The 24,136-nt window shown below is 69.7% G+C and carries 26 protein-coding genes and 1 tRNA gene; 5 read left to right on the top strand and 22 right to left on the bottom strand.

Annotated features, from left to right (window positions below):
* Positions 1 to 71 precede the first annotated feature (71 nt).
* Together TSO221_RS17395 and TSO221_RS17390 are read left to right on the top strand one after the other, a co-directional pair.
* Complete coding sequence (locus TSO221_RS17395; protein WP_109119776.1) at positions 72 to 608, top strand: ferritin family protein; 537 nt, start codon at positions 72 to 74, stop codon at positions 606 to 608.
* A 66-nt stretch (positions 609 to 674) separates the two neighbouring features.
* The gene (locus TSO221_RS17390; protein WP_109119775.1) at positions 675 to 845 is read left to right on the top strand and encodes a DUF1289 domain-containing protein; all 171 of its coding nucleotides are present in this window, start codon (positions 675 to 677) and stop codon (positions 843 to 845) included.
* 135 nt (positions 846 to 980) lie between these two features.
* Here TSO221_RS17390 and TSO221_RS17385 read toward each other — a convergent pair whose 3' ends face one another.
* The 5 genes from TSO221_RS17385 to TSO221_RS17365 form a co-directional block, all read right to left on the bottom strand.
* Complete coding sequence (locus tag TSO221_RS17385) at positions 981 to 1,187, bottom strand: hypothetical protein (protein WP_109119774.1); 207 nt, start codon at positions 1,185 to 1,187, stop codon at positions 981 to 983.
* Between the two features lie 116 nt (positions 1,188 to 1,303).
* On the bottom strand, positions 1,304 to 1,750 hold the full coding sequence (locus TSO221_RS17380; protein ID WP_247878100.1) for a PA2169 family four-helix-bundle protein: 447 nt from the start codon (positions 1,748 to 1,750) through the stop codon (positions 1,304 to 1,306).
* A gap of 100 nt (positions 1,751 to 1,850) precedes the next feature.
* A complete protein-coding gene (locus TSO221_RS17375; protein WP_109119773.1) occupies positions 1,851 to 2,474 on the bottom strand; it encodes a YgjV family protein in 624 nt (207 codons plus the stop codon).
* Positions 2,475 to 2,634: 160 nt separating this feature from the next.
* Positions 2,635 to 2,910, bottom strand: coding sequence for a hypothetical protein (locus TSO221_RS17370; RefSeq protein WP_109119772.1), 276 nt, complete (start codon positions 2,908 to 2,910; stop codon positions 2,635 to 2,637).
* A gap of 187 nt (positions 2,911 to 3,097) precedes the next feature.
* Positions 3,098 to 3,174: transfer RNA gene (locus TSO221_RS17365), tRNA-Arg, on the bottom strand.
* A 197-nt stretch (positions 3,175 to 3,371) separates the two neighbouring features.
* Between TSO221_RS17365 and gpt the strand changes: the two genes are divergently transcribed.
* The gene (gpt, locus tag TSO221_RS17360) at positions 3,372 to 3,854 is read left to right on the top strand and encodes a xanthine phosphoribosyltransferase (protein ID WP_158284122.1); all 483 of its coding nucleotides are present in this window, start codon (positions 3,372 to 3,374) and stop codon (positions 3,852 to 3,854) included.
* A gap of 89 nt (positions 3,855 to 3,943) precedes the next feature.
* On the opposite strand, the gene TSO221_RS17355 is transcribed toward gpt, so the two are convergent.
* From TSO221_RS17355 to ccoN, 13 genes are all read right to left on the bottom strand, one after another.
* On the bottom strand, positions 3,944 to 4,798 hold the full coding sequence (locus tag TSO221_RS17355) for an ABC transporter permease (RefSeq protein WP_109119770.1): 855 nt from the start codon (positions 4,796 to 4,798) through the stop codon (positions 3,944 to 3,946).
* Positions 4,795 to 5,742: an ABC transporter permease gene (locus tag TSO221_RS17350; RefSeq protein WP_109119769.1), complete on the bottom strand. Its 948-nt coding sequence runs from the start codon at positions 5,740 to 5,742 to the stop codon at positions 4,795 to 4,797. The genes TSO221_RS17355 and TSO221_RS17350 overlap by 4 nt, the downstream gene beginning before the upstream one ends.
* A gap of 25 nt (positions 5,743 to 5,767) precedes the next feature.
* Positions 5,768 to 7,249, bottom strand: coding sequence for an ABC transporter substrate-binding protein (locus TSO221_RS17345; RefSeq protein ID WP_109119768.1), 1,482 nt, complete (start codon positions 7,247 to 7,249; stop codon positions 5,768 to 5,770).
* Between the two features lie 59 nt (positions 7,250 to 7,308).
* Positions 7,309 to 8,325 carry a P1 family peptidase gene (locus TSO221_RS17340; RefSeq protein WP_109119767.1) on the bottom strand — a complete coding sequence of 339 codons (1,017 nt, stop codon included), beginning with the start codon at positions 8,323 to 8,325 and terminating at the stop codon, positions 7,309 to 7,311.
* A gap of 423 nt (positions 8,326 to 8,748) precedes the next feature.
* Positions 8,749 to 9,486 (bottom strand): Crp/Fnr family transcriptional regulator, encoded by a 738-nt coding sequence (locus tag TSO221_RS17335; RefSeq protein WP_247878099.1) that lies wholly within the window; start codon positions 9,484 to 9,486, stop codon positions 8,749 to 8,751.
* Positions 9,487 to 9,594: 108 nt separating this feature from the next.
* Entirely contained in the window at positions 9,595 to 9,762 is a 168-nt protein-coding gene (gene ccoS, locus TSO221_RS17330) for a cbb3-type cytochrome oxidase assembly protein CcoS (protein WP_109119765.1), read from the bottom strand.
* Positions 9,683 to 12,133, bottom strand: a complete 2,451-nt coding sequence (locus TSO221_RS17325; protein ID WP_109119764.1) for a heavy metal translocating P-type ATPase metal-binding domain-containing protein — start codon at positions 12,131 to 12,133, stop codon at positions 9,683 to 9,685. The genes ccoS and TSO221_RS17325 overlap by 80 nt, the downstream gene beginning before the upstream one ends.
* Positions 12,134 to 12,145: 12 nt before the next feature.
* Positions 12,146 to 12,661, bottom strand: coding sequence for a FixH family protein (locus tag TSO221_RS17320; protein WP_109119763.1), 516 nt, complete (start codon positions 12,659 to 12,661; stop codon positions 12,146 to 12,148).
* A 24-nt stretch (positions 12,662 to 12,685) separates the two neighbouring features.
* Positions 12,686 to 14,206, bottom strand: a complete 1,521-nt coding sequence (gene ccoG, locus TSO221_RS17315; protein WP_109119762.1) for a cytochrome c oxidase accessory protein CcoG — start codon at positions 14,204 to 14,206, stop codon at positions 12,686 to 12,688.
* A gap of 392 nt (positions 14,207 to 14,598) precedes the next feature.
* Positions 14,599 to 15,489, bottom strand: a complete 891-nt coding sequence (gene ccoP, locus TSO221_RS17310) for a cytochrome-c oxidase, cbb3-type subunit III (protein WP_109119761.1) — start codon at positions 15,487 to 15,489, stop codon at positions 14,599 to 14,601.
* A 3-nt stretch (positions 15,490 to 15,492) separates the two neighbouring features.
* On the bottom strand, positions 15,493 to 15,654 hold the full coding sequence (locus TSO221_RS17305) for a cbb3-type cytochrome c oxidase subunit 3 (RefSeq protein ID WP_109119760.1): 162 nt from the start codon (positions 15,652 to 15,654) through the stop codon (positions 15,493 to 15,495).
* A gap of 15 nt (positions 15,655 to 15,669) precedes the next feature.
* A complete protein-coding gene (gene ccoO / locus TSO221_RS17300) occupies positions 15,670 to 16,419 on the bottom strand; it encodes a cytochrome-c oxidase, cbb3-type subunit II (RefSeq protein ID WP_109119759.1) in 750 nt (249 codons plus the stop codon).
* An 18-nt stretch (positions 16,420 to 16,437) separates the two neighbouring features.
* Positions 16,438 to 17,934 (bottom strand): cytochrome-c oxidase, cbb3-type subunit I, encoded by a 1,497-nt coding sequence (ccoN, locus tag TSO221_RS17295; RefSeq protein WP_199229513.1) that lies wholly within the window; start codon positions 17,932 to 17,934, stop codon positions 16,438 to 16,440.
* 241 nt (positions 17,935 to 18,175) lie between these two features.
* On the opposite strand from ccoN, the gene TSO221_RS17290 reads away from it, so the two are divergent.
* Positions 18,176 to 18,712: a hypothetical protein gene (locus TSO221_RS17290; RefSeq protein ID WP_109119758.1), complete on the top strand. Its 537-nt coding sequence runs from the start codon at positions 18,176 to 18,178 to the stop codon at positions 18,710 to 18,712.
* A gap of 114 nt (positions 18,713 to 18,826) precedes the next feature.
* A complete protein-coding gene (locus tag TSO221_RS17285; protein WP_109119757.1) occupies positions 18,827 to 20,023 on the top strand; it encodes a class I SAM-dependent rRNA methyltransferase in 1,197 nt (398 codons plus the stop codon).
* Between the two features lie 118 nt (positions 20,024 to 20,141).
* On the opposite strand, the gene TSO221_RS17280 is transcribed toward TSO221_RS17285, so the two are convergent.
* From TSO221_RS17280 to TSO221_RS17265, 4 genes are all read right to left on the bottom strand, one after another.
* Positions 20,142 to 20,942: a methyltransferase domain-containing protein gene (locus tag TSO221_RS17280; protein ID WP_109119756.1), complete on the bottom strand. Its 801-nt coding sequence runs from the start codon at positions 20,940 to 20,942 to the stop codon at positions 20,142 to 20,144.
* A 90-nt stretch (positions 20,943 to 21,032) separates the two neighbouring features.
* Positions 21,033 to 22,328 carry a methyltransferase gene (locus TSO221_RS17275; protein ID WP_109119755.1) on the bottom strand — a complete coding sequence of 432 codons (1,296 nt, stop codon included), beginning with the start codon at positions 22,326 to 22,328 and terminating at the stop codon, positions 21,033 to 21,035.
* The gene (locus TSO221_RS17270; protein WP_109119754.1) at positions 22,325 to 23,701 is read right to left on the bottom strand and encodes a multicopper oxidase family protein; all 1,377 of its coding nucleotides are present in this window, start codon (positions 23,699 to 23,701) and stop codon (positions 22,325 to 22,327) included. The genes TSO221_RS17275 and TSO221_RS17270 overlap by 4 nt, the downstream gene beginning before the upstream one ends.
* On the bottom strand, positions 23,698 to 24,132 hold the full coding sequence (locus TSO221_RS17265) for a thioesterase family protein (protein WP_109119780.1): 435 nt from the start codon (positions 24,130 to 24,132) through the stop codon (positions 23,698 to 23,700). The genes TSO221_RS17270 and TSO221_RS17265 overlap by 4 nt, the downstream gene beginning before the upstream one ends.
* Positions 24,133 to 24,136 lie beyond the last annotated feature (4 nt).

Here is a 24,136-nt window from a genome sequence, read left to right as displayed (position 1 = left end):
AACCGCCGCCCCTTCGCTCCGGCTGGAAAGCCGGTCGCGACCCTCGACCAGCTGGAGCGGGAGTTCGCCGTATGACCGTCACCAAGATCGCCAACGGCGCTACCAGCGTGGGTCTGTTCCTCGCCCACGCCATGGAGCTGGAGTCGGAAGCCGCCGAGCGTTACGACGAACTGGCCGACAGCATGGAGGCCCACAACAACCGCGAGGTGGGGGAGCTGTTCCACAAGCTCGCCGGCTACTCGCGCCAGCACCGGGACGAGGTGAAGCGCATCGCCGCCGAGTTCGGCCCGCTGCCCAAGGTCGAGCCGTGGGAGTTCCAGTGGGACAACACCGCGGAGTCGCCCGAGGCCGCGGCCTTCGAGAACGCGCACTACCTGATGACCGCGCACCACGCGCTGAAGGTGGCGCTGATCTGCGAGATCCAGGGCCAGAAGTACTACGCGGCGGTCGCCGCGGAGACCAAGGACCCGACCGTCGCCAAGCTCGCCGGCGAGTTCGCCGACGAGGAGGGCGGCCATGTCGAACTGGTGCGCCAGTGGCTGCAACGCTACCCCGCCCCGCCCGAGGGCTGGGACGACGATCCCGACCCGCCGAACTATTCCGAGTGACGCGGAATCAGTGCTGAGTTAAACGCAAGGGAGCCTTCGGGCTCCCTTGTCGTTTTTAGGCTTGCGATGTCGTTCGACGAAGACCACGTCCCCTCCCCCTGCACCCGCGTCTGCACGCTGGACGACGCCGGTGTCTGTCTGGGCTGCAAGCGCACGGTGGACGAGATCAAGGTGTGGCGCAGCCTCGATTCGAATGCGAAACGAGCTCTGCTGAAGGTGATCAAGGAAAGACAATAGCTCCTCCCCCAGCCCCGCTGGGGGAGGATGGGTGGGGGCAAGGTGTTCCCGGGAAGCCGTAGCCCCCACCCTTCCCAAGCTTCGCTTGGGTCCCTTCCCTCCCCCACCGGAGGCAGGGGAGAGGGACACGGTATCTTACGCTGCGCGCGTGACCGTCAGGCCTTCGGCCGCGAGGCTCTCGCGGATGTCCTTGAACTTGCGCACGTAGCGGCTGCGATAGGTCTCGAAGTCGGCGGCGATCGCCTTCTCGGCGTCGGGGCGCTTGGAGAATTCGTCCACACGGTGCGGGTTCTCGGCACGGTACAGGGCGAAGGCACCGACGTTCAGCAACTCATCGTTCATCATTGTTTCATACCTCGCAAAAAGCGACCCTTTGATACAGGAATAGCCGCTCCGCAGCGAAACAGCAAGAGGGCTTGCCGCGCTGCACAATGCGATTAACGCCTACCACTTAGGATTCATGCCGCCGTATCGCGCAAGGCTGCCATGCGGTCGAGGTCAGTGCGGATGCGGCCGAGGTGCTGGCGCACCACGCCAGCGATCTCCGGCGGCAGGTCCTTGGCCAGCGCCTCGTCGTAGAGGCGCACGCATTCCGCCTCGCCACGCTGCACCTCGCCCAGGATGGCCTCGCGGTCGTGGCCCATCACCGCTGCGCGCAAGCCGAGGAAGAAGCGGTGGGCGCCGCCGACGAGGGTGCCGCCGATGTCCGGCGCGCCGCCCTGCCCGGCGACCAAGCGCTGAAGCTCGCGCACGATGGCGCCGCGTTGCGCGGCGAGGTCGCTGAACAGCGCCTGGAGGTCGTCGTCCTCGCCGCTCTCCGCCGCCTGCTGATAGCCCTCGTGGCTGTCCTGGACGATCCGGATGAGGTCGTTGAGGGTATCGACGATCTCGTTCTTGCCCATCATGGCCACAACCCCGCCCAGCCCGACACACCGAGACTCAACCCACGGCCCAGGCAGAGGTTCCCTCCTGTGACGGATCCGCACCGCCGCTGTTGAGAGCGGGTCACCAGGACCTACCGGCAACGCAAGGAACAAGGCGCCGCGGCGGAAGCCAAGCGCTGACGCGATCCGCCGCGCCGACGCGGCCGCCGGTCCCCACCGGCGGCCGCTTCGTCTTCAGGCGCCACAGGCTCCACAGGTGGCCGGACAGTGCCAGCGCGTCGGAGCCCAACCCGAACATCGACCCCGTCAGCGCGTTGTGCCCGGCACCGAACAGCGTGGCGGTGGCGTAGCAGCCGCGCATCGCCCCCATCGAGGTCTGCCAGCGCCCGACCGTCCCCAGTACGAAGCCGATGGCGGAGAACGCCGTCATCGCCCCGTGCCACGTCACCGCGGCGACGCACAGCCCGGCCGGCAGCGTGGCGAGAAACAGCGCGCGGCTCCACGCCGGCCGTTCCTCCGGATAGGCGGTCGCCATCTGCACCAGCCCGAGGGCGCACATCAGTGTGCCGGTGCTCGCCCCCAGCAGGCCGTAATGCGCCGCGAACAGCAGCGCACCCGCCGCCTGCACGGCGAGGCACGCGCGCCGCGCAGCGATGAGCGTCGACGTGGTTCCGAGGACGAGTCCGGCACACCCGGTCGCGGTGGTCAGCGAGAGCGCCGGAAGGACGTCGGACAGGATCACCATGGTGGCCCCCCTTGTTGGCTCCGGTTTTGCTGCGCCGCAGCAAGAAGGGGCGGAACCTAGGCGCGGAGGGTTAAGCGGTTATGAACACCGCGGTGACCAAAAGCGGCTTATGCCCTTGATTCGGATTGAGGAATTCCGGCGCAGTCCGTACCGCTGACGGTCAGCGGCACTCGAACCGCAGCAACTCGGTGCGCGGGTTGCGGTCGATGTCGGCCAGCGCGGCGCGCTTGGCGTAGCGGCCGCAGTGCTCGCTCGCGTACACCAGGACGGTGTCGCGGCTGGTCAGGCTGTTCTCGTACTCGACGGTGATCGACTGCGGCGATTTCTCGACCGCATGGTAGGTCCCGCCCCACACCAGCGGCGTGCACGCGGCCAGGGAGCCGAGGACCAGCGGCGCCAGGACGGTGGTGGCGAGGGTCCGATTCGAGTCACTCATGGTGCGCCTGCGGGAAACGGGGCCTGATTCGCCGGCACCGTACGCCGCCGGCATCGCGCGGGGGATGGGGCGGTTTGCCACTGGACCTTCGGCGCCCGGTATTAATACCGTCACGACTGCGCAGGTGCCGGAAACGACAAAGGCCACCCGGAGGTGGCCCTGTGTCGAACAACACGGTGAAGCAGGATGGCGCGCCCGAAGAGATTCGAACTCCTGACCCCCAGATTCGTAGTCTGGTGCTCTATCCAGCTGAGCTACGGGCGCATCCTGTTCTCCGGAACCGAGGAGCGTCGCTCCCCGTGGAGGCCGGCAACTTAGCCAAATCGCCCTACCCACGCAAACCTTTTTTTCGATTTTTTTTCAGACACCCGGAACCCAGCGTTTCCGCCGTTTTTCCGCGCCCATGGACGCGCGGGTGGGGTTGGGCTATATCACCGCGCATCGCAGAGGAGAGTCGAGCCGTGGGCGAAAAATCGTACGAACGTGGGTTCCCGGTGTCCTGGGAAGAGCTGCACCGCAACGCCAAGGCGCTGTCGTGGCGGCTCATCGACAAGGGGCCGTGGAAGGGCATCATCGCGGTGACCCGCGGCGGCCTGGTGCCGGCGGCGATCATCTCGCGCGAGCTGGAGATCCGTCTGATCGACACGGTGTGCGTCTCCACCTACGACCACCAGAACCAGCGCGAGGCCCGCGTCCTCAAGGGCGTCGAGGGCGACGGCGAGGGCTGGCTGATCATCGACGACCTCGTCGACACCGGCAAGACCGCGGTGATCGTGCGCAAGATGCTGCCCAAGGCGCACTTCGCCACCATCTACGCCAAGCCGGCCGGCCGGCCGCTGGTCGACACCTTCATCACCGAGGTCAGCCAGGACACCTGGATCTTCTTCCCCTGGGACGTCGAGCCGCAGTACGCCACGCCGCTCGCCAAGCAGCGCCAGGGATAAGCGGTTTTTCTTTTCCCTCAGACGGCGGGCGCGCGCCTCCGCGCGCTTGCCTTCGCGCACACGTGTGTGCGGGGCTGCGGTCGCAGCCCTTATCCCAGCGTCGTCGTCTTGTGGCGCGGGTCGAGCAGGTCGCGCAGCCCGTCGCCCAGCAGGTTCAGCCCCAGCACCGCCAGCGCGATGGCGGCGCCGGGGTAGACCGCCTGCATCGGCGCCGTGAACAGGTAGGTCTGCGCGTCGCCCAGCATCTTGCCCCAGCTGGGCGCCGGCGGCTGGATGCCGAGGCCGAGGTAGCTCAGCGCCGCCTCGTTCAGGATCGCCACGGCGAACAGGATGGTCGCCTGCACGATCACCGCCCCGGCGACGTTGGGCAGCACGTGCACGACCGTCACCGCCGTCGGCCCGCGGCCCAGCGCCAGCGCCGCCCGCACGAACTCCCGCCGCCAGACCTGCAAGGCCGCGCCGCGCGTCACCCGCGCCAGCACCGCGACGTTGAAGACGCCCAGCGCCAGCACGGCGTTGATGGCGCCGGGGCCGAGCAGCGCGGTCAGCAGGATCGCCGTCAGCAGGGCCGGGAAGGCGAACAGCAGGTCGGCCATGCGCGCCACGCCCTCGTCCGGCCAGCCGCGCCGCGCCGCGGCGACCAAGCCGAGCGGCACGCCGCCGAGAATGCCGATTCCCACCGCAGCCGCCGCCACCGCCAGCGAGTTGCGCGCGCCCACCATGATCATCGACAACGCGTCGCGCCCGAAATGGTCGGTGCCCAGCCAGTTGGCGGCGCTCGGCGGCCGCAGGCGGGCGATGACGCGCACCTGCTCGGCCGGGTGCGGCGTCCACAGCAGCGACAGCAGCGCCACCACCACCACCAGCCCGGTCAGCGCGGCGCCCAGCAGCAGGCTGCGCGGCAGGCGCCGGCGGGGGGCGTCGAGATCGGCGTCGGAGGTCATGTTTCCACCCGCGGGCGCGGATCGATCACCGCGTAGGCGACGTCGACCAGGAAGTTGACGGCGACCACCAGCACGGCCAGCAGCACCACCACACCCTGCACGACGATCAGGTCGCGCTGGCTGATCGCCTGATAGACCAGCCGGCCCAGGCCCGGCAGGGTGAAGACGTTCTCCACCACCACCGCCCCGGCCACCAGGAAGGCGAACTGCAGGCCGAGCACCGTGGAGATCGGGATCAGCGCGTTCGGCAGCACATGGCGGACCATCAGCGCCCACGCCGACACCCCCTTGGCCCGCGCGGTGCGCACGTAGTCCTCGCGCAGCGTGTCAAGCACGGCGGAGCGGGTGACGCGCGCCAGGATCGCCGCCTCCGGCAACGCCAGCGCCACCGCCGGCAACACCAGCGCCTTGACCGCCGGCCCGGCACCGCCTTGCCACCCGGGGAAGCCGCCCGCCGCGAACCAGCCCAGCTGCACGGCGAAGCCGAGGATCAGCAGGATGGCGAACCAGAAGCTGGGCACCGCGATGCCGACCTGCCCGAACGCCATCACCGCCCAGTCCCCCGCCCGCTCGTGCCGGGCCGCGGCGTACAGCCCGAGCGGCAGCGCGATCAGCGTGGACAGCACCAGCGCGAACCCGGCCAGCGGCAGGGTGACCGCCAGCCGCTCGAGGATCAACGCCCCCACCGGCCGGGCGTAGGTGTAGCTGACGCCGAAGTCGCCGGTCAGCATCCCCGCCACCCAGCGCAGGTAGCGGACCACCGCCGGCTGGTCGAGCCCCATCTGGGTCCGCAGCGCCGCCAGCGTATCCGGCCGCGCCTCGGTGCCCAGCATCAGCAGCGCCGGATCGCCGGGCAGCACGTTGAGGATGGTGAACACCAGCAGCGTCGCCAGCCACGCGGTCACCGCCAGCGTCAGCAGACGGCGGGAGAGAAAGGCGATCACGGGTCCCTCCCGCCGTCCCCGGCGGCTACTGCCAGCGCACGCCGGTGACGTCGTTCACCTGGTACGGCCGGTTCTTCCACATGCCGGCCAGCTTGGCGTTCTCCACCGTGACGATGGGCAGCTGGAACAGGAAGCCATTCACCGCGTCCTCCGCCAGCATGCGCTGCATGGAGCCGTACAGCTCCTTGCGCTTCGCCGGGTCGAGGGTGCGCTCCAGCTCGGCGCTCAGCGCGTTGAAGCGGTCGCTCTTGTAGCCGAAGTAGTAGTCGGGGCGGGAGTAGATCTCGATGTCCAGCGCCTCGGTGTGGGCGACGATGCTCAGGTCGAAGTCCTTGCCACGGAACACCTTCTCCAGCCACTGCGCCCATTCCAGGTTCTCGATCCTCACGCGGACGCCGGCCTCGGCCAGCATGGCGGCGATCAGCTCGCCCGAGCGGCGGGCGTAGATCGGCGGCGGCAGGCGCAGCGTCACCTCGAAGCCCTGGGGATAGCCGGCCTCGGCCAGCAGCGCCCTAGCCTTGTTGACGTCGTAGGGATAGACATTCGTAAGGTCAACATACTCCGGCCGGTTCGGCGCGAAGTGGCTGCCGATCGGTGTGGCGAGGCCGGACATGGCGCCGTCGATCAGCGTCTTGCGGTCGATGGCGTGCGCCAGCGCCCGGCGGACGCGGACGTCGTCGAAGGGCTTCCTGGCGTTGTTGGTGGACAGCAGAGTCTCGCCCTCGCCGACGCCGGTCATCACGCGGAAGCGCGGATTGTTCTGGAACTGCGGCAGCGCCTCGAAGGTGTTGAACTGCGGCACCGTGTCGACGTCGCCGGCGAGGATCGAGGAGACCTGCGCCGCCGGATCGGCGATGAAGCGGAAGGACACGCGCTCCAGCGCCGGCTTCGGCCCGTCGTAGTCGGGGTTGCGCACCAGGATGACGCGGTCGCCGGCGATCCAGCGCTCGAACTTGAAGGGGCCGGTGCCAACCGGAGCCTGCTTGTTGGTCGGCTGCGTCTCGGCCGACATGATCACCGCGGCGCCCAGGCCCATGTGAAAGAGGAACAGGCCGTCGGGCTGCGACAGCGTGACCACCACCGTCTTCGGGTCGGGCGCCTGCACGTCGGCGATGGCCTTGAACCACGCCTTCTGCGGGTTGGTCGAATCGGCCGCCCGGGCGCGGTCGAGGGTGAACGTCACGTCGGCCGAGGTCGCCGGCTTGCCGTTGTGGAACTTTGCGGTGTCGCGCAGCGTGAAGGTGTAGGTGGTCTGGTCGTCCGACACCGTCCAGCCCTTGGCGAGGCCGGGGCCGACCTTGCCGTCGGCGTCGATGCGCGTCAGCGCCTCGTAGAGGTTGACCAGCGTCACCTCGGCGATGGCGGCGGCAGCGCTGGCGGTCGGGTCGAGGTTCGGCGGCTCCAGCTGCATGCCGACCACGAGGTCGGTGCGCGCCTGCGCCTGCACGTAGCCCGGCAGCAGCGCCAGCACCGCCGCGCACGCGGCCCCCAGAGTCCAACCCCGCATGACCCGACCTCCCCCGACATCGTGATTTGAGCGGATGATGCGGCGCGGCCGTGCCGAGTTCAAGGCCGCTGGAGCGCCGGACCGTGGAGTTCCCGGTATCCGGGAAACGGCCCCAGCCCCTCCGCGTGATAGACCGCGCGGCCGATCGCCCGCGCCACCACGTCGGCGGCGTGCGAACCGAGGCGAGCGAGATGGTACGCCCGCGGCTCCGGCAGCGGCCGGGTGCCGGTGGCCAGCGCGTAGAGCGTGTCGCCATCGAACGGCGTGTGCGCCGGGCGGACGGCGCGGGCCAGCCCGTCGTGCGCCATGGTGGCGAGACGCAGCGCCTCCGCCTTGGTCAGGTCGGTGTTCACCGCGACGACGCCGATGGTGGTGTTGGCGGCGGCGCGGGCTATGGCGTGATCGGGCAGGCCCGGGTCCGGCGGAATCGGGCCGGTGGGCAGCGGCTGGCCGCCCATCTCCCCGTCCAGCTCCAGCGCCCAACTCCACAGCGTCGGCTGCCCCGGCATGGTTGCGGAGCCGAACGGGTTGGCGGCGATCAGCGCGCCGACCTGCAGGCCGTCGTCGGTGACCAGCGACGCGCTGCCCAGCCCGCCCTTGATCGTGCCCGCCTTGGCACCGAACCCGGCACCGACGTTGCCCAGCGGGAACGCCAACGACGCCGTTTCGCAGGCGGAACGGGCAAGGTCCGGAAACGGTGGACGCTCGCCCCAGTCCTTGTCGCCGCCGTTCAGCAGATCGAACAGAATGGCTGCCGGGACGATGGGCACACGCACCGATCCGACCGCGTAGCCCCGCCCCTGCGCCGCCAGCCAGGTCGCGGTGGCGCTTGCCGCCTCCAACCCGAAGGCCGAGCCGCCGGACAGCACCACCGCGTCCACCCGGTCGACGAGGCAGGAGGGGTTCAGCGCGTCGGTCTCCCGCGTTCCCGGCGCCCCGCCGCGCACGTCCACCGCGGCGACGGCCGGCGCATCGGGCAGCACCACGGTCACCCCCGTGCGCACCCGCGCGTCCGCCGCGTTGCCGACCCGCAGGCCGTCCACGTCGGTGATGAGGTTGCGGGGGCCTGGGCGCATGGGTGCCTTTCTTGCCCTCCCCCGCCTCCGGCGGGGGAGGGAGGGACCCAAGCGAAGCTTGGGAGGGTGGGGGCTGCGGCCTGCTGGGACGGGGAATGGAACACCGTGGAACACTATGGAACAGTGTGCAGGGGGTGTTCAGTACGTCCTTCGCGGCCGAAGCAATTAGGATCTAGATCCTATCGTGCGGCGCTTGGATTTTCAAGGATTTCCGTCGCCAGAGAGGCCGTAGCCCCCACTCTTCCCGCTTTGCGGGCCCCTTCCCTCCCCCGCCGGAGGCGAGGGAGGGAGATTGGCGGATCACAGCATCCGCACTCCGGCGAGGATGCGTTGGCCGATGCGGCGGCGCAGGGCGGGCTGCATCGCCCGCAACGTATCCAGAATATCGTCGAGGGTCTTCATGGCGGTCGCTCCGCGTGAGCTTCAGCAGCCCTCGGCCATGTCGTAGATGGCGTCCATGTCGGCGATCATCACCTTGTTGCCTTCCTGCAACGAGATCGCGCCGGCGGTCTTCAGCTGGGTGAAGGTGCGGCTGACCGTCTCCGTCGTCAGGCCCAGGTAGTCGGCGATGTCGGCGCGGCTCATCGGCACGTAGACCGGGTTCTCCTTGTGGCCGCGGCGCGCCGCGCGCTGCGACAGCATCAGCAGGAAGGAGCAGATCTTCTCCTTCGCCGTCTTGCGGCCCAGCAGCAGCATCTGGTCCTGCGCCGCCGCCAGCTCGTTCGACGCCATGGAGAACAGCCGGCGCTGCATCTTCGGGAACTCGTCCATCAGCGCGTCGATCTTGCGCCGCGGGAACTTGCAGACGGAGCCGCTGGTCACCGTCTCCGCCGTGTAGGCGTAGCTCTCGTTCACCGCGAGGCCGAGGAAGTCGCCGGTCATCAGGAAGCCGGTGATCTGCCGGCGGCCGTCGGGCAGCAGCTTGTACAGCTTCACCGTGCCCGAGGTGACGTTGTAGAGCGCGTCGGCGGCCTCGCCCTCGGAGAAGAGGGTGTGGTTGGCCTCGACGCGGATGGTCTGCAGGATCTCGGCGAGACGACGCAGTTCCTCGGGATCGAGCGCGGCGCAGACGGTCAGACTCCGGACGGGGCACGCCCCGCAGGGGTTCATGTCGGATGCCGCCGCGGTGTCGCGGGGCCGGCTCAGATCAAACGGAGGCATGGCAACTCGGCCCTAACCGTCCCAAGCCCTCATCATGGGCAGAATCCCACGACTTCGCAACCTTACTCACAGCGTGGGATTTTCTGGGCGCGCAATCGCCGTGCCCTGTCAGCGCCGTTCGGAGGAGGGCGGCGGGGGCTCGTCGTCGAACAGGATGCGGTTGGCGGCGCCGTCCAGGTCGTCGAACTGGCCGGACTTAAGAGCCCACAGGAACGCGATCAGCCCCAGGCCGCCCAGGCTGAGCGCCGCCGCGATCATGTACAGAAGCTCGGTCATGGTTCAGGTCTCCCGGCCGACGGGTGCGGGCCAGCCGCAGCGCGTTGGCGATGACGATAAGCGAGGACGACGACATCGCCAAGGCGGCGATCAGCGGGGTCAACAGGCCGCACACGGCCAGAGGCACGGCGAACAGGTTGTAGACCAGCGCGATGGCGAAATTCTGGCGCACCAGCGCACCGGAACGGCGGGCGACGAACAGCGCCTCGGTGATCGGCGCCAGCCGGCGGCCCTGGAACACCACGTCGGCGGCGGTCTGGCTGACGTCCACCGCGGTGGACGGCGACATCGAGACCGAGGCGGCGGCCAACGCCGGCGCGTCGTTCAGGCCGTCGCCGACCATCATCACGGTGCGGCCCTGGTCCACCAGCGCGTGCAGCGCTGCGGCCTTGTCGGCCGGCGTCTGCTCCGCCTTCCAGTCGTCGATGCCCAGGCTCCGCGCCACCGCGGCGACGGCGGCGCGGCGGTCGCCGGACAGCAGGCTGACGGCCTTGCCCTGCGCCCTCAGCGCGGCCACCACCGCCGCGGCGTCGGCGCGCGGCGCGTCGAGGAAGGTGATGCGCAGGTGCGGCTGCCCCGGGCGGGCCAGCCACAGCTCGGGGCCGGGGGCCTCCTCCGTGGGATCCGGCGCGCCGGTGAAGCGGCGGCTGCCGAGGCGGACCTCGCCGTCGGGCGTGTCGATGGCGAGGCCGGCGCCGGGGATCTCGCGCACCCCTTCCGCCACCGGAACGTTCGGCACGGCGCGCACCAGGGCGCGGGCCAGCGGATGCTTGCTGGCCCCGGCCAGCGCCGCCGCGGCGCGCAGCGCGTGCGGGTCGAGGCCGTCGAGCTGCGGCACCGGCCGCCCCTCGGTCAGCGTGCCGGTCTTGTCGAACACCACGGCGTCGACTCCGGCCAGCCGCTCCAGCGCGGTGGCGGTCTTCAGGAGGATGCCCTGGCGCATCAAGCGGCCGGACGCGATCACCTGCACCACCGGCACCGCCAGCGCCAGGGCGCACGGGCAGGTGATGATCAGCACCGCCACCGCGTTCATCAGCGCATCCTGCCACGTGGCGCCCATCAGGAGCATCCAGCCGAGGAAGGTCGCCAGCGCCGACACGTGCACCACCGGCGCGTACAGGCGCGACACCCGGTCGGCTATGGCGACGTACTTGGCGCGGCCCTGCTCGGCGACCTCCATCAGGCGGACGATCTCGGCCAGCAGCGTGCCCTCGCCCACCGCGGTGACGGTCAGGCGCAGCGGGGCGGAAAGGTTCAGCACGCCGGCGAACACCTGGTCACCGGAGCGGACGGTGGTCGGCACGCTCTCCCCGGTGATCAGGCCGGTGTCGAGGTCGGAGACGCCGTCCGACACGCGGCCGTCGACGGGCACGCGCTCGCCGGTGGCGATCAGCACGGTGGCGCCGGGCGTGACCTGCTCCGGCGGCACGATGAGCGAGCGGCCGTCGGGCTGGAGCACGGTGACCTGGGTGGCGCGCAGGCCGATCAACTGCTCGGCCGCCGAGCGCGCCCGGCCGCGCGCCCGCTGGTCCAGGTAGCGCCCGATCAGCAGGAAGAACAGCAGCATCGTTGCGCCGTCGAAATAAGCGTGGAGACCGCTCTGCGTGGTCTCGAACAGGCTCATCGCGGCGGTGAGCGTGACGCCGATGGTGATCGGCACGTCCATGTTGGTGCGGCCGCGCTTCAAGGCACCCAGCGCCGAGCGGGCGAAGGGCCGCACGGCGTAGGCGATGGCCGGCAGGCCGATCAGGGCGGACAGCCAGTGCATCAGGTCGCGCGTGGCCGTGCCCATGTCGTTGTAGCCGGACCACACGGAGACCGAGAACAGCATGATGTTGCCGGCGGCGAAGCCGGCGACCGCCATGGAGCGCAGCAGTTCCTTCTCGGTCTTCAGCTGGTCGCTGCCCAGCCGCTCGGGATCGAAGGGCACGGCGCGGTAGCCGAGGCGGGTGATGGTGTCGACCGCCGTGTTGGCGTCGGTCTCCGCCGTGCGCCAGGTGATGGTCAGCCGGCGCGTCGTCATGTTGAGACGCGCGTAGGTCACGCCGGCGGTGCGGGCCAGCGCCGTCTCGATCAGCCAGACGCAGGCGGCGCAGTGCAGCCCGTCCACCATCAGGTGCAGAGTCGCCGTGCCGTCCGCGCCCGGCTTGGCGTGCGGGGCGAAGTCCACCGCCGGGGCGTCGGACTCCGGGCGCAGCGGGCGGGCCTGCGGATCGACGCTGCGCCGCTCGTAATAGCGTTCCAGCCCGAGGCCGCGCACGAGGTCGTACGCGGCTTCGCAGCCGGAGCAGCAGAAGGGGCCCGTTTGGTCGCTGGATACGGGCTCCGCGCCGGCAGGGATCTCCTGCCCGCAGTGGAGACAGACGGACATGACGGGACCCGGTTACTTGACGAAGACGCGCTGCTGGTCCTGGTAGTCGCCGGTGGCGTGCTCGATGACCAGACGCACGTCCCAGATGCCCGGCAGCGGCAGGTCGAGCGCCGCCACGTAGCGGCCGTCGCCGGCGTACTCGGGCGTGATGGTGCGGTCGTAGCCCTGCATGGTCGGGCGGATGAACTTCATCCGCACCTTGGCGTCCTTCAGCAGGTTGCCATGCTTGTCGTGCAGGTTGAGCGTCACCTTGCCCTTGCCGGGCTCCGGCGAGTCGAAGGCGAGGTCGACCTTCCAGGCGCGCTCCGCCTGCGCCTTGGCGCCGGCGAGGTCCTGGTTGTACTTGATGCCCTTGATGAAGTGATCCTCGGTCTCCAGCCCGTTGAAGGTGGAGGTGGCGAAGTAGATCATCGCCCCGTTCACCGCGATCACCACGCCGAAGAAGGCGAAGAAGAAGAGGGGGATGTACCAGCCGGGGCGCAGCCCCGAACGCGACACGCGGTTGGCGGCGTCGGTCGTCATGCTCATCGTTTCCTGCTCTCCCAAGGGGCGCTAGTTGCCGGGGCCCATGAAGACCGTATCCCGTTTGGCGGTCTCACCATTGGCCGAGGTTAGTCTGAAGGTAAGCGGCGTCGAGGCGTCTTTCAAACGCGGGCTGGGCACGGTCACCAGGATTCGATAGGTGGACACCGTGTCCGGCGCCGCGGCGAGGCGCAGCGAGGTCACCGGATCCTGCCGTTCGCCGGCGGTGAACATGGTGGCGTCGGCCACCCCCTCGACGGTCAGGGTGTAGTCGCGCGGGTCGCGCGTCATGTTGGCGATCTTGAAGGTGTAGGCGTTGCGGACCGAGCCGTCGGACAGCACCGCGAACAGCGGCGCGCGGTCGCGCAGCACGGTGATGTCCAGCCCCGGGCGCAGCAGCAGGCCGGCAGCGATCAGGCCGGCGAGCACCACCATCATCAGCGAGTAGATCAGCGTGCGCGGGCGCAGCAGCCGGTACTTGGCCGGCGTGCCGGTGGTGGCGACGGCGATCTGGTTGGTCTGGGTGTCGAACTTGACCAGCCCCTTCGGCCGGTCGATCTTCGTCATGATGTCGTCGCAGGCGTCGATGCACAGGCCGCAGCCGATGCACTGCATCTGCAGGCCGTCGCGGATGTCGATGCCGACCGGGCAGACCTGGACGCAGTTGAAGCAGTCGATGCAGTCCCCCAACCCCTCGGCCTGGCGCTCGTCCCAGGACTGCGACTTGCGCAGGGGCCCGCGGCCCTCGCCGCGCCAGTCCTCGTAGGTGACGATCAGGCTGTCCTCGTCGAGCATCGCCGACTGGAAGCGCGGCCACGGGCACATGTAGCAGCAGACCTGCTCGCGCGCGAAGCCGGCCAGCAGGTAGGTGGTGCCGGTGAACAGGCCGATGAAGCCCAGCGCGGTGGCCGACGCCTGGAAGTGCAGGATGTCGCGCAGCAGCGTCGGCGCGTCGGTGAAGTAGAAGATCCAGGCGCCACCGGTGGCGGCGGAGATCAGCAGCCAGACGGCGTTCTTCGTCGCCTTGCGGCGCAGCTTGGTGAAGGACCACTTGCCCTGGTCGAGGCGGATGCGCTCGTTGCGCTCGCCCTCGGTCAGCCGCTCGACCCACAGGAAGAGGTCGGTCCACACCGTCTGCGGGCAGGCGTAGCCGCACCAGACGCGGCCGGCCAGCGAGGTGGCGAGGAACAGGCCGAGCGCGGCGAGGATCAATGCGCCGGTCAGATAGTAGATCTGCTGCGGCCACAGCTCGACGAAGAACAGGTAGAAGCGGCGGGCCTCGATGTCGAGCAGCACCGCCTGGTCCGGCGCGTTCGGCCCGCGGTCCCAGCGCACCCACGGCAGCACGTAGTAGATGCCGAGCAGGACCACCAGCGCCGCCCATTTGATGGTGCGGAACGGACCGGCGACCGACTTCGGATAGACCTTGTCGTGCTTGGCGTACAGCGACTTGGCGGTGCGGCGCGGCGGCCGCGCCGGCGTGCCGGGCGGAGTCTGGACCGGGTCCTGCGCCGACGCCGGTGCGGCGGGCGGTTCGGTGGCCGTGCTCATGAGGATGCCTGCACTTTTTTGTTTTGCGGGTGCCGCAGCCGACATGGGCCGGGCCCGCGCTGCGACTATGGCGGCGGAACGTCGCAGGGGCATTGCGTTGAATCAACCACTCCCCTTGACGCGCGTCAATTTTTCCGGGGGGTCGGGCGCATACGACCGCGAACCTTCTTCACCGTCATCCCCGCGAAGGCGGGGATCCAGCGCTCGCGTCCGCGAGCCACATGACTCACATCGCCCCTGATCGGGGCTCATCCTGGATCCCCGCCTTCGCGGGGATGACGGCCAGGAGAGGTTTAGGAACGCCTCCAACGCACCTAAACCATTGCCCGCAAAAGAAAAGTGCCGGGGAGTCGCCTCCCCGGCACCAGTCCTTCACAGCCCTAGGCCTTGGCTTACTTGCCGCCGCCCAGGTTGTGGACGTAGACGGCCAGCTGCTTGATCGTGGTGTCGTCCAGGCGCTTGGCCCAGGCGGGCATCACGCCGGCGCGGCCGTTCGCGATGGTCTCGACCAGCGTGGCCTTGTCGCCGCCGTAGATCCAGTTGGCCTGGACCAGCGGCGGGGCACCGACGTCGATGCCGGCGGCGAGCGAGCCCTGCGCCTTGTCGCCGTGGCAGGCGACGCAGTTCTCCTCGAACACCTTGGCGCCCGCGGCGGCCTTGGCGGCGTCGGCCGGCTTCTTGTTGAGCGACAGGATGTAGTCCGACACCTGGTCGACCTGCTCCTTCGTCAGGATGCCGTCCTTGCCGAAGGCGGTCATGCCGACGCCGACCGTGGCGCGGGTGTCGCCGTCATCGGCGCGGATGCCGTGCTGGATGGTCTTGTAGATGTCGGCGGTGGTGCCGCCCCACAGCCACACGTCGTCGGCGAGCGTCGGGTAGCCCTTGGCACCCTGGCCGCCGGCGCCGTGGCACGCGGCGCAGTTCTCGTTGAAGACCGAACGGCCGCCCGCCATGGCGAACGACAGCAGGTCCTTGTCCTTCTGGATCTCATCGACCGACTTGGCGGCGATGGCCGTCAGGTACTTGGCCTGGCCGGCCTTGGCCGCGGCCATGTTGTCGGCGATCTCCTGCCGCATCGACCAGCCCAGCAGACCCTTGGTGTAGGTCTTGCCGAGCGGCCAGGCCGGATACAGCACGTAGTACACGATGGACCACGCGATGCAGACGTAGAAGATGTACAGCCACCACTTGGGCAGCGGGTTGTTCAGCTCCTTCAGGCCGTCCCACTCGTGACCGGTGGTCTCGACGCCGGAGAGAGCGTCCTTTTCGATGTTGCGCGCCATGGTTCAGAACTCCTGGCCATCTTCCTTGAGCGGGATCTGGGCGGCCCGGTCAAACTTGCCGCGGTTGCCCGGCCACATCGCGTAGACGATGATTCCGGTGAACAACAGGGCGAGCCAGACCGTCCAGAAGGACCGCAGGGCAATCGTGATCGAATCCAAGTCCATGGATTCCTCCGCCGCTTACTGCTGCAGCTGCTTGGGCGACTGGTACTTGGTGAAGTCCACCAGCGTGCCGAGCACCTGCAGGTAGGCGACCAGGGCGTCCATTTCGGTGACGTCCTTGTTGCCCGTGAAGTTGGCCACCACGGCCTTCGGGTAGCGCTTCTGGAAGGCCGCGAGCGCCTTGGAATCGGCGTCCGGGTTCTTCTGAAGGGCCAGGTCGGCCTTGGCGTTGGCGATCTGGTCGTCCGAGTACGGGACGCCGACGACCTTCAGGGTCTTGAAGTGATCGGCGACGTCGTCGAACTTCAGCGGACGGTCCTTCATCCAGGCGTAGCCCGGCATGATCGACTCCGGCACCACGGCGCGCGGGTTGACCAGATGGGCGACCTGCCAGTCGTTGGAGTACTTGCCGCCGACGCGGGCCAGGTCCGGACCGGTGCGCTTGGAGCTCCACTGGAACGGCTTGTCGTACATGCTCTCCGCCGCCAGCGAGTAGTGGCCGTAACGCTCCACCTCGTCGCGGAACGGACGGATCTGCTGGCTGTGGCAGTTGTAGCAGCCTTCGCGGATGTAGATGTTGAAGCCGGCCATCTCGAGCGGCGTGTAGGGACGAACCCCGTCCACCTTCTCGATGGTCGATTCGATGGTGAACAGCGGGACGATCTGCACCAGACCGCCGATGGACACCGTGATCAGGATGAGCACGATGAGAAGGAGCGTGTTCCGCTCGATCGTATCGTGGCTAAAACCCTTCTTTTCCTCAGCCATATCTCAGGTCCTCTCGGCTCAGGCCGCGCCGACGGCGGTCTTGTGCGGGGCCGAAACGTAGGGCTTCTCGATGCGGACATCGCCCTTGGCCGTGCGCCACAGGTTGTAGACCATGATCAGGGCACCGGCGACGAACAGCAGGCCACCCATCGCACGGATCACGTAGAACGGGTGCATGGCGGCAACCGTCTCCACGAACGAGTACTGCAGGAAGCCGAGGTTGTCGTAGGCGCGCCACATCAGGCCCTGCATGATGCCGGAGACCCACATGGCGGTGATGTACAGCACGATGCCGATGGTGGCGGTCCAGAAGTGCAGGCTGACCAGACGCAGCGAGTAGAGCTGCTGGCGCTTCCACAGGACCGGGACCAGGAAGTAGATGGCGCCGAAGCTGATGAAGGCCACCCAGCCCAGCGCGCCCGAGTGCACGTGGCCGACCGTCCAGTCGGTGTAGTGCGACAGCGCGTTGACCGCCTTCACCGACATCAACGGACCCTCGAAGGTCGACATGCCGTAGAAGGCCACCGAGGCGACCATGAAGCGCAGGACCGGGTCGGTGCGCAGCTTATCCCAGGCGCCCGACAGGGTCATGATGCCGTTGATCATGCCGCCCCAGGACGGCATCCACAGCATGACCGAGAAGGTCATGCCCAGCGTCTGCGCCCAGTCCGGCAGCGCGGTGTAGTGCAGGTGGTGCGGGCCGGCCCAGATGTAGAGGAAGATCAGGGTCCAGAAGTGCACGATCGACAGGCGGTACGAGTACACCGGACGCTCGGCGCGCTTCGGCACGAAGTAGTACATGATGCCGAGGAAGCCGGCGGTCAGGAAGAAGCCGACCGCGTTGTGGCCGTACCACCACTGCACCATGGCGCTCTGCACGCCCGACACGAAGGTGTAACTCTTCATGCCGAACAGCGAGACGGGCAGGTTGACGTTGTTGCCCAGGTGCAGCACGGCGACGGTCAGGATGAACGCCATGAAGAACCAGTTGGCGACGTAGATGTGCGACTCGCGGCGCGTCATCACCGTGCCGACGAATACCACGGCGTAGATCACCCAGATGACCGTCAGGTAGAGGTCGAGGATCCACTCCGGCTCGGCGTATTCCTTGCCCTGGCTGAAGCCCAGGACGTAGGAGAGCGCCGCCAGCACGATGAAGATGTTGTAGTTCCAGAAGATGAACTTCGACAGCCCCTCGCCGCCGAACAGGAACTGCCGGCTGGTGCGCTGCACCGAATACAGCGACGTCGCGAACAGGACGTTGCCGCCGAAGGCGAAGATCACGGCCGAGGTGTGCACCGGCCGCAGACGGCCGAAGCTGGTCCACTCCAGACCGAGGTTGAGGGCCGGAAACGCGAGCTGGAGCGCGATGAACACACCGGCGAGGAAGCCGATGACGCCCCAGAACACAGCCGCGATGACGAAGAGCCGAATGACGTCTTCGTAGTAACGGACGTCTTCCGACACCCGCTGGCTGCCCAGGGCGGCCCCTGGGGTCAGAGTCGCTGATGCCATACAATCTCTCCCGTTTGCCCCGGGCGGCTCGGGCGACGCCCGTGAGGATGCACTACCGCTGGGTCTTCGTTGAGGAGGGTGGAAGCCGCGCAAACGGCCGCGCACGCACGCGCCGAAACCCGGCTGCCACCAATGCGGGCACACTATGGAAGGCAATGGTTAAGAACATTGATCTACGTCAACGACCGGTTCGGCGTACCCGGCCATCGTTCGGCCTATGCTCCAGGTCTCGGAAGTGGGAATGGACGACGGATTCATCGCCAAACCCCTGGGAAAGCGCCAGATCGACCAGGCATTTCCCGTCGTGCGGGCGGTCCTCCCCGACCTCGGGGTGGAGCGATGGCGCGCTTTTGCCGCAGCCGTACTTGACCAAACTCAAGGCACGGCCGGCGCCGGTATGCCACGCACGGGCATCATGACCGTGCAGAACGAGCGCGGCTACATCCATGGGCTGTTCTCCTACGCCACCGAGGAGAACCTGCATCACGGCCGAATTCTCACGGTTGATAACTTCACCGTCCACGACCTGTTCAATCTTCAGGGCGCCGCGGCCGCGCTGCTGCGCGCCATGGACGGCATCGCCCGCGGTCTCGGCTGCGCGGCCATTCACACGAATCTGCCGCAGGCGTACTCGACCTCGGTGAATTACTGCAACCCGGTGCTGAATTGCTTCCGTGAGGAAGGGCACGCACTGGAAACACTGCGCCTGTGCAAGCCGCTGGACGGCGCCAACGACAACCGGTCCGCCCCGCTGCCGACCGCCCATGATGGTGAATGACGGGGCGTCCTTGACCCTGTGAGCCTACCGGGTGCGGCATTTTGCCCAGGGGCTTGAAGAACGCCCGCGCGACTCCGATTGCGCGCGGCGGCGGAGTCGCTAGGATGCGGCGCCATGACCGATACCGTGAAACTTCCGACCATCCGCCTGCACGCCGGCCGCCAGAAGCGCGTGCAGCACGGCCACCCCTGGATCTATTCCAACGAGGTCCAGATGGACCAGCCGGCCAAGGCCGTGCCGCCCGGCAGCGCCGTGCGGCTGGTCGACGCCGGCGGCACGCCGCTGGGGATCGCCACCTTCAACCCGCACACGCTGATCGCGGCGCGGCTGCTGACCCCCGACGCCGGCGCCGTCATCGACAGCGCCTGGCTGGCCGAGCGGCTGGCGCGCGCGGTGAAGCTGCGCGAGCGGCTGTTCGACCGCCCGTTCTACCGCGTCGTGCACGCCGAGGCCGACGGGCTGCCGGGGCTGATCGTCGACCGCTACGGCGACGTGGTGACGGTGCAGGCCAATTCGGTCTTCATGGACCGGCGCATCGACGACATCCTGGCCGCGCTCGACGCGGTGATCGCGCCCCGCGCCGTCATCCTGCGCAACGACAGCACCCAGCGCGCGCTGGAGGGGCTGGCCGAGGAGACGCGGCTGGCCAAGGGCGAGCTGGACGGCCCGCTGCGGCTGGAGGAGAACGGCAACGCCTTCTTCTGCGACCCGCTGGGCGGCCAGAAGACCGGCTGGTTCTACGACCAGCGCGACAACCGCGCGTACATCGCCGCGCTGTGCCAGGGCGCGCGGGTCATCGACTTCTTCAGCTACAACGGCGGCTTCGCGGTGACCTGCGCGACCAGGGGCGCGGCGTCGGTGGTGGCGGTGGACCGCTCGCAGCCGGCGCTCGACAACGCGACGCGGGCGGCCGAGGCCAACGGCGTCGCCGGCATCTTCGAGGCGCGCCGGGCCGAGGCGTTCCAGGAACTGGAGCGGCTGGCCAACGCCGGCGAGACCTTCGACGTGGTGATCGTCGATCCGCCGGCCTTCGTGAAGTCGAAGAAGGACTTGGCGGTCGGCTGCCGCGCCTACCGCAAGATGACGCGTCTGGCGGCGCGCATCACCGCGCCGGGCGGCTTCCTGCTGGCGGCGTCGTGCAGCCACAACGTGGACCCGCCGACCTTCGCCGAGCAGGTGGCCCGCGGCCTGGTGGACGCTAAGCGGACGGGGCGCATCCTGCGCTCGTCCGGCGCCGGGGCGGACCACCCGGTGCACCCGCACCTGCCGGAATCGGCGTACCTGAAGGCGATCACGTTGCAGCTGGATTGAGGTGGCCGAGGTACCCCCACCCTAACCCTCCCCCGCTGTCGCAGGGGAGGGAACTCCGTCGCCTTTCCCCCTCCCCTGCGAAGCGGGGGAGGGGTAGGGTGGGGGCAAGCGACACCCATCAGGCGGTCGCCAGCACCACGTGCGCCTGAAGCCGTCCCTCGATCGGCCCGCTCCCGAACCGCCGGGCCACCGCGTCGGTGACCCGCTCCGTCACCTCGTCCAGCCGGGCGGCATCGCGCGCCTCGATCTCGTGGCGGAGCGGCGAGCCCTGGCAGAAGCCGATCGCCGGGTCGGCCGCCGACGGCGCGCGGCCGGGAAGCGCCACCGTCTCGACCTCGACCCGCTCGAACCCGCCGGCGCGCAGGTCGTCGCGGATCCGCTCCACGTCATGATAGCCGTGCGGCGCGCGGGGCATGAATCCGGGCGGATCGTCCGGGAAGAACGCGGCCACCGCCTCGTGCACCGTCGCCGCGATGTCGTTCTCCGCCAGCCGGTCCCACGCGTTGAACAGGAAGCGGCCACCCGGCTTCAGCACCCGGCGCGCCTCGGCGAAGGCGGCGGACTTGTCGGGAAAGAACATCACGCCGAACTGGCAGACGACCGCGTCGAACCCGTCGTCCTCGAACGGCAGGTCGAGGGCGTTGGCCGGGCGCCACGCCACCCGCGGCGAGTCCAGACGCTGCGCCGCGAGGTCGAGCATCGGCTGGTTCAGGTCGGTGGCGGTGATCGCCGCGTCCGGCAGCGCGCCGGCCAGGGCGCGCGTGACGATGCCGGTGCCGGCCGCCGTCTCCAGCACCCGCTCCGCCGCGCCGAGGCGCCGCACCAGATCGGCGGCGTAGGGCGCGAACAGCATCGGCCCGAGGTGGCGGTCGTACAGGGCGGGGATCGACCCCGCGAAGGCCTTGTCGGCGCTGGTCATGGCACGTCCCCCGTGTGGTGACACGGTCAGCGTAGCCGTCGCCGACGACGCCCGGCGGCGCGCTTCGGAGGGGGCGGCGCACTCTTCCGATCACGGCCGCGCGAACACCCCGACCACCTCCACGTGCGCCGACCAGAGGAACTGGTCCACCGGGTAAACGCGCTTAAACGCATACCCCCCGTCCGCCAGGGTCCGCGCGTCGCGGGCGAAGCTGGCGGGGTTGCAGGACACCGCGACCACCAGCGGCACCTTGGACCCGGCCAGCGCCTTCGCCTGCTCGGCCGCTCCGGCGCGCGGCGGATCGAAGACGACGGCGTCGAAGCGCGCCAGCTCCTTGGGCGTCAGCGGGTCCTCGAACAGGTTGCGGCGCTCGGTGGTCAGGCGCAGGCCCTGCACGGCGCGGCCCAACGCCGCCACCGCCGCGGCGTCGCCCTCCACCGCGTGCACCGCCGCCGTCTGCGCCAGCGGGAGCGAGAAGGTGCCGAGGCCGGCGAACAGGTCGGCCACCTTGCCGGCCGAACCGACGTTCTCCAGCACCGCGGCGACCAGCGCGGCCTCGCCGGCGGCACTGGCCTGAAGGAAGGCCCCGGGCGGCGGCACGACGGGCACGCCGGCGAAGCGGACGACCACCGGGGCGCGGTGCGCCACCGGCTCCGCCGTGCCGCGGTCGTCCGGCTGCCAGGACAGGCGCGCCACCCCAGCCGATTCGGCAAACGCCACCAAACGCTCGCGCGCCGCGAGGTCGATCGTCCTGGGCCCGACCAGCAGCAGGTCCACCCCGCCCTCCAGGTCGGCGAGCACGGCGTCGCAGCCCTGCCCGTCCGGCAACACCTCGGCCAGCACGGCGCGCAGCGGGGCGAGCAGCGCCTCCAGCCGCGGCACCAGCACCGGGCAGGCGGCGACGTCGACCAGCCGGTGGCTGAGCCGCTCGTTGAAGCCGAGCCAGACCCTCTTCCCGCGCCGCAACGCCGCCAAACGCGCCCGGCGGCGGGCGGCGGGCGCGGTGCGGGCGAGCGGCGCGAAGGGCACCTCGTCCAGCTTCACCCGCGCCAGCGCGCCGCGCACCAGCCCGACCTTCCAGGCGGCGTAGGCGTCGTCGGCCATGTGCTGGAGCGTGCAGCCGCCGCAGGTGCCGAAGTGGCCGCAGGCCGGATCGCCTCGGCCGGGGCCGGGCTCCAGCACCTCCAGCAGTTCGCCGCGCACGCCGTCGCCCTTCGCCTCGCCGAGGCGGACGCGCACGCGCACGCGGTCGCCGGGCACGGTCAGCGGCACGAAGACGCGGGTACCCCCCGCCACGGCGAGGCCGTCGCCGCGGGCGCCGACCTCGGTGATGGTGAGGTCCACGGTGCGCGGGGGCCCCTGGGGCTTGGAGCGGCGGGGCTTCACGACACCCTCAGCACGGCCATCATGCCGGCCTCCTGGTGCTCCAGCACGTGGCAGTGGAGCATCCAGTCGCCGGCCTCCTCAGCGACGAAGGCGATCTCGGCGGTGCCCTGCGGCGGCAGCAGCTCGGTGTCGCGCCATTCGGCGCGGGCGACGGGTTCGCCGTTGCGCTTCAGCACCCGGAACGGGAACCCGTGCAGGTGCATGGGGTGCCACCACGCGGTGTCGTTGACGAACTGCATGGCCACCGTTTGGCCGCGTTTGACGGTGATGAGCGGCTTCATGGCATGCCCCAAAGGAGCCTCGCCGTTCAAGGCCCAGAACGGTCCCTCCGGCGTCATGCGCATGCCGTTGGGCAGCCGCCCCATGGCGCCGCCCTCGATCACCACGTCCTGGCGCACCGCGGCGGACAGGTCGGGCGCCGGCAGCGGGTTGGGCGCCAGCCGGATCGGCGCGTCGAGCGGCGACTCGCGCAGCGGCGCCTCCGCGCCATACACCAGCCGGGTCAGGCGGTAAGTCTGACGCGGGTAGAAGGAGTCCACCACGTCGAACCGCTCGCCGGGCTTGCCGGCCATGTCGAGGATCAGGTCGGCGCGCTGACCGGGTGCCAGCACCAGCTTGCCCGCCACCGGGTGCGGCTCGACCGGCTGGCCGTCCAGCGCGATCACCTGCGGCGTGTGGCCCTGGAAATCCAGGCCGAAGACCCGCGCGTTGGCGGTGTTGACGAGGCGCAGCCGCAGCCGCTCGCCGGCGCGCACCGGCACCTCCTCGACGATGGCGCCGTTCAGCGTCGGCGTGTTGCCGAGGCGGCCGGCGTGGCTGCCGTCCATCGGGTGGCCGAAGTCGCCGGTAAGCCTCGCCTGCTTGTCCAGCCGCCAGTCGCCGAGCACCCACAGCAGGTCGCGGTCGACGCGGGGCGGCTCGCGCTCCTCGACCACGAAGGCGCCGGACAGGCCGCGCGCCAGCTGCTGCGCGCTGTTCTGGTGCGGGTGGTACCAGAAGGTGCCGGCGTCCTTGAGGGCGAACTCGTAATGAAAGGTGCCGCCGGGCGGCACCACGGCCTGCGACAGGTGCGGCACGCCGTCCATGGCGTTGGGCACGCGCAGCCCGTGCCAGTGGATGGTGGTCGGCTCCGGCAGGCGGTTGGTGAAGGCGATGCGCGCGGTGTCGCCCTGGCGGAAGCGCAGCGCCGGCCCCGGCACCGTGCCGCCGTAGGCCCAGACGTCGGTCTCCGGATAGCCCTTGCCGACCAGCGCCAGCCGCGCCGGGGCGGCGGCCAGAGTCACCGCATTCCCGGCGCGCACCCCTCGCGGCAGCGCGGCGCAGGCGCCCAGCGCGGCGGTACCGGCCAGCAGGCGGCGGCGGGTGAGGATCATACCGGGACCAGATGTTCGGACAGCCCGGCGCGCAGCGCGGGCGGCAGCGGGGTGGGGCGGTGGGTGGCGGCGTCGACGATGACGCACACCGCCTCCTGCGTGGCGACGACGGCGTCGCCGTTGAACACCGCCGAGCCCAGCGTCACCGAGCTGTTGCCCAGACGCAGCACGCGCACGCCGATGCGGGCGGTGGCGGGGTACAGCAGTTCCGCCTTGTACTCGATGAGGCTGCGGGCGAGCACGACGCTCCATGGCGACTCGGAGCGGAAGCCGCCGCAGGATTCCATCAGGGCGACGCGGCCGCTCTCGAAATAGACGCCGATGGCGTTGTTGTTGACGTGGCCCAGCGCGTCGAGGTCGGCGAAGCGCACGCGCTCCTCGATCCAGAAACGGTAGGCGGCGGGGTCGGTGAGGACGGGGCTGGCGGTCATGCGG

It is taken from the genome of Azospirillum sp. TSO22-1 (assembly GCF_003116015.1).
Lineage (GTDB): Bacteria > Pseudomonadota > Alphaproteobacteria > Azospirillales > Azospirillaceae > Azospirillum.
Note: the sequence above shows the minus strand (reverse complement) of the source record. Positions and strands in the feature narration are given on the sequence as shown.

Coding starts and splice junctions, on each gene's coding strand:
- TSO221_RS17355 (WP_109119770.1), bottom strand. CDS start 4,798: ATGACCTCCGACGCCGATCTCGACGCCCCCCGCCGGCGCCTGCCGCGC.
- TSO221_RS17270 (WP_109119754.1), bottom strand. CDS start 23,701: ATGATCCTCACCCGCCGCCGCCTGCTGGCCGGTACCGCCGCGCTGGGC.
- TSO221_RS17385 (WP_109119774.1), bottom strand. CDS start 1,187: ATGAACGATGAGTTGCTGAACGTCGGTGCCTTCGCCCTGTACCGTGCC.
- ccoG (WP_109119762.1), bottom strand. CDS start 14,206: ATGAGCACGGCCACCGAACCGCCCGCCGCACCGGCGTCGGCGCAGGAC.
- ccoO (WP_109119759.1), bottom strand. CDS start 16,419: ATGGCTGAGGAAAAGAAGGGTTTTAGCCACGATACGATCGAGCGGAAC.
- TSO221_RS17375 (WP_109119773.1), bottom strand. CDS start 2,474: ATGGTGATCCTGTCCGACGTCCTTCCGGCGCTCTCGCTGACCACCGCG.
- TSO221_RS17395 (WP_109119776.1), top strand. CDS start 72: ATGACCGTCACCAAGATCGCCAACGGCGCTACCAGCGTGGGTCTGTTC.
- TSO221_RS17285 (WP_109119757.1), top strand. CDS start 18,827: ATGACCGATACCGTGAAACTTCCGACCATCCGCCTGCACGCCGGCCGC.
- TSO221_RS17390 (WP_109119775.1), top strand. CDS start 675: ATGTCGTTCGACGAAGACCACGTCCCCTCCCCCTGCACCCGCGTCTGC.
- TSO221_RS17305 (WP_109119760.1), bottom strand. CDS start 15,654: ATGGACTTGGATTCGATCACGATTGCCCTGCGGTCCTTCTGGACGGTC.
- TSO221_RS17320 (WP_109119763.1), bottom strand. CDS start 12,661: ATGAGCATGACGACCGACGCCGCCAACCGCGTGTCGCGTTCGGGGCTG.
- TSO221_RS17340 (WP_109119767.1), bottom strand. CDS start 8,325: ATGCGCCCAGGCCCCCGCAACCTCATCACCGACGTGGACGGCCTGCGG.
- TSO221_RS17280 (WP_109119756.1), bottom strand. CDS start 20,942: ATGACCAGCGCCGACAAGGCCTTCGCGGGGTCGATCCCCGCCCTGTAC.
- TSO221_RS17325 (WP_109119764.1), bottom strand. CDS start 12,133: ATGTCCGTCTGTCTCCACTGCGGGCAGGAGATCCCTGCCGGCGCGGAG.
- ccoP (WP_109119761.1), bottom strand. CDS start 15,489: ATGGCGCGCAACATCGAAAAGGACGCTCTCTCCGGCGTCGAGACCACC.
- TSO221_RS17380 (WP_247878100.1), bottom strand. CDS start 1,750: ATGATGGGCAAGAACGAGATCGTCGATACCCTCAACGACCTCATCCGG.
- TSO221_RS17370 (WP_109119772.1), bottom strand. CDS start 2,910: ATGAGTGACTCGAATCGGACCCTCGCCACCACCGTCCTGGCGCCGCTG.
- ccoS (WP_109119765.1), bottom strand. CDS start 9,762: ATGACCGAGCTTCTGTACATGATCGCGGCGGCGCTCAGCCTGGGCGGC.
- ccoN (WP_199229513.1), bottom strand. CDS start 17,934: ATGGCATCAGCGACTCTGACCCCAGGGGCCGCCCTGGGCAGCCAGCGG.
- TSO221_RS17335 (WP_247878099.1), bottom strand. CDS start 9,486: ATGCCTCCGTTTGATCTGAGCCGGCCCCGCGACACCGCGGCGGCATCC.
- TSO221_RS17345 (WP_109119768.1), bottom strand. CDS start 7,249: ATGCGGGGTTGGACTCTGGGGGCCGCGTGCGCGGCGGTGCTGGCGCTG.
- TSO221_RS17265 (WP_109119780.1), bottom strand. CDS start 24,132: ATGACCGCCAGCCCCGTCCTCACCGACCCCGCCGCCTACCGTTTCTGG.
- TSO221_RS17290 (WP_109119758.1), top strand. CDS start 18,176: ATGGACGACGGATTCATCGCCAAACCCCTGGGAAAGCGCCAGATCGAC.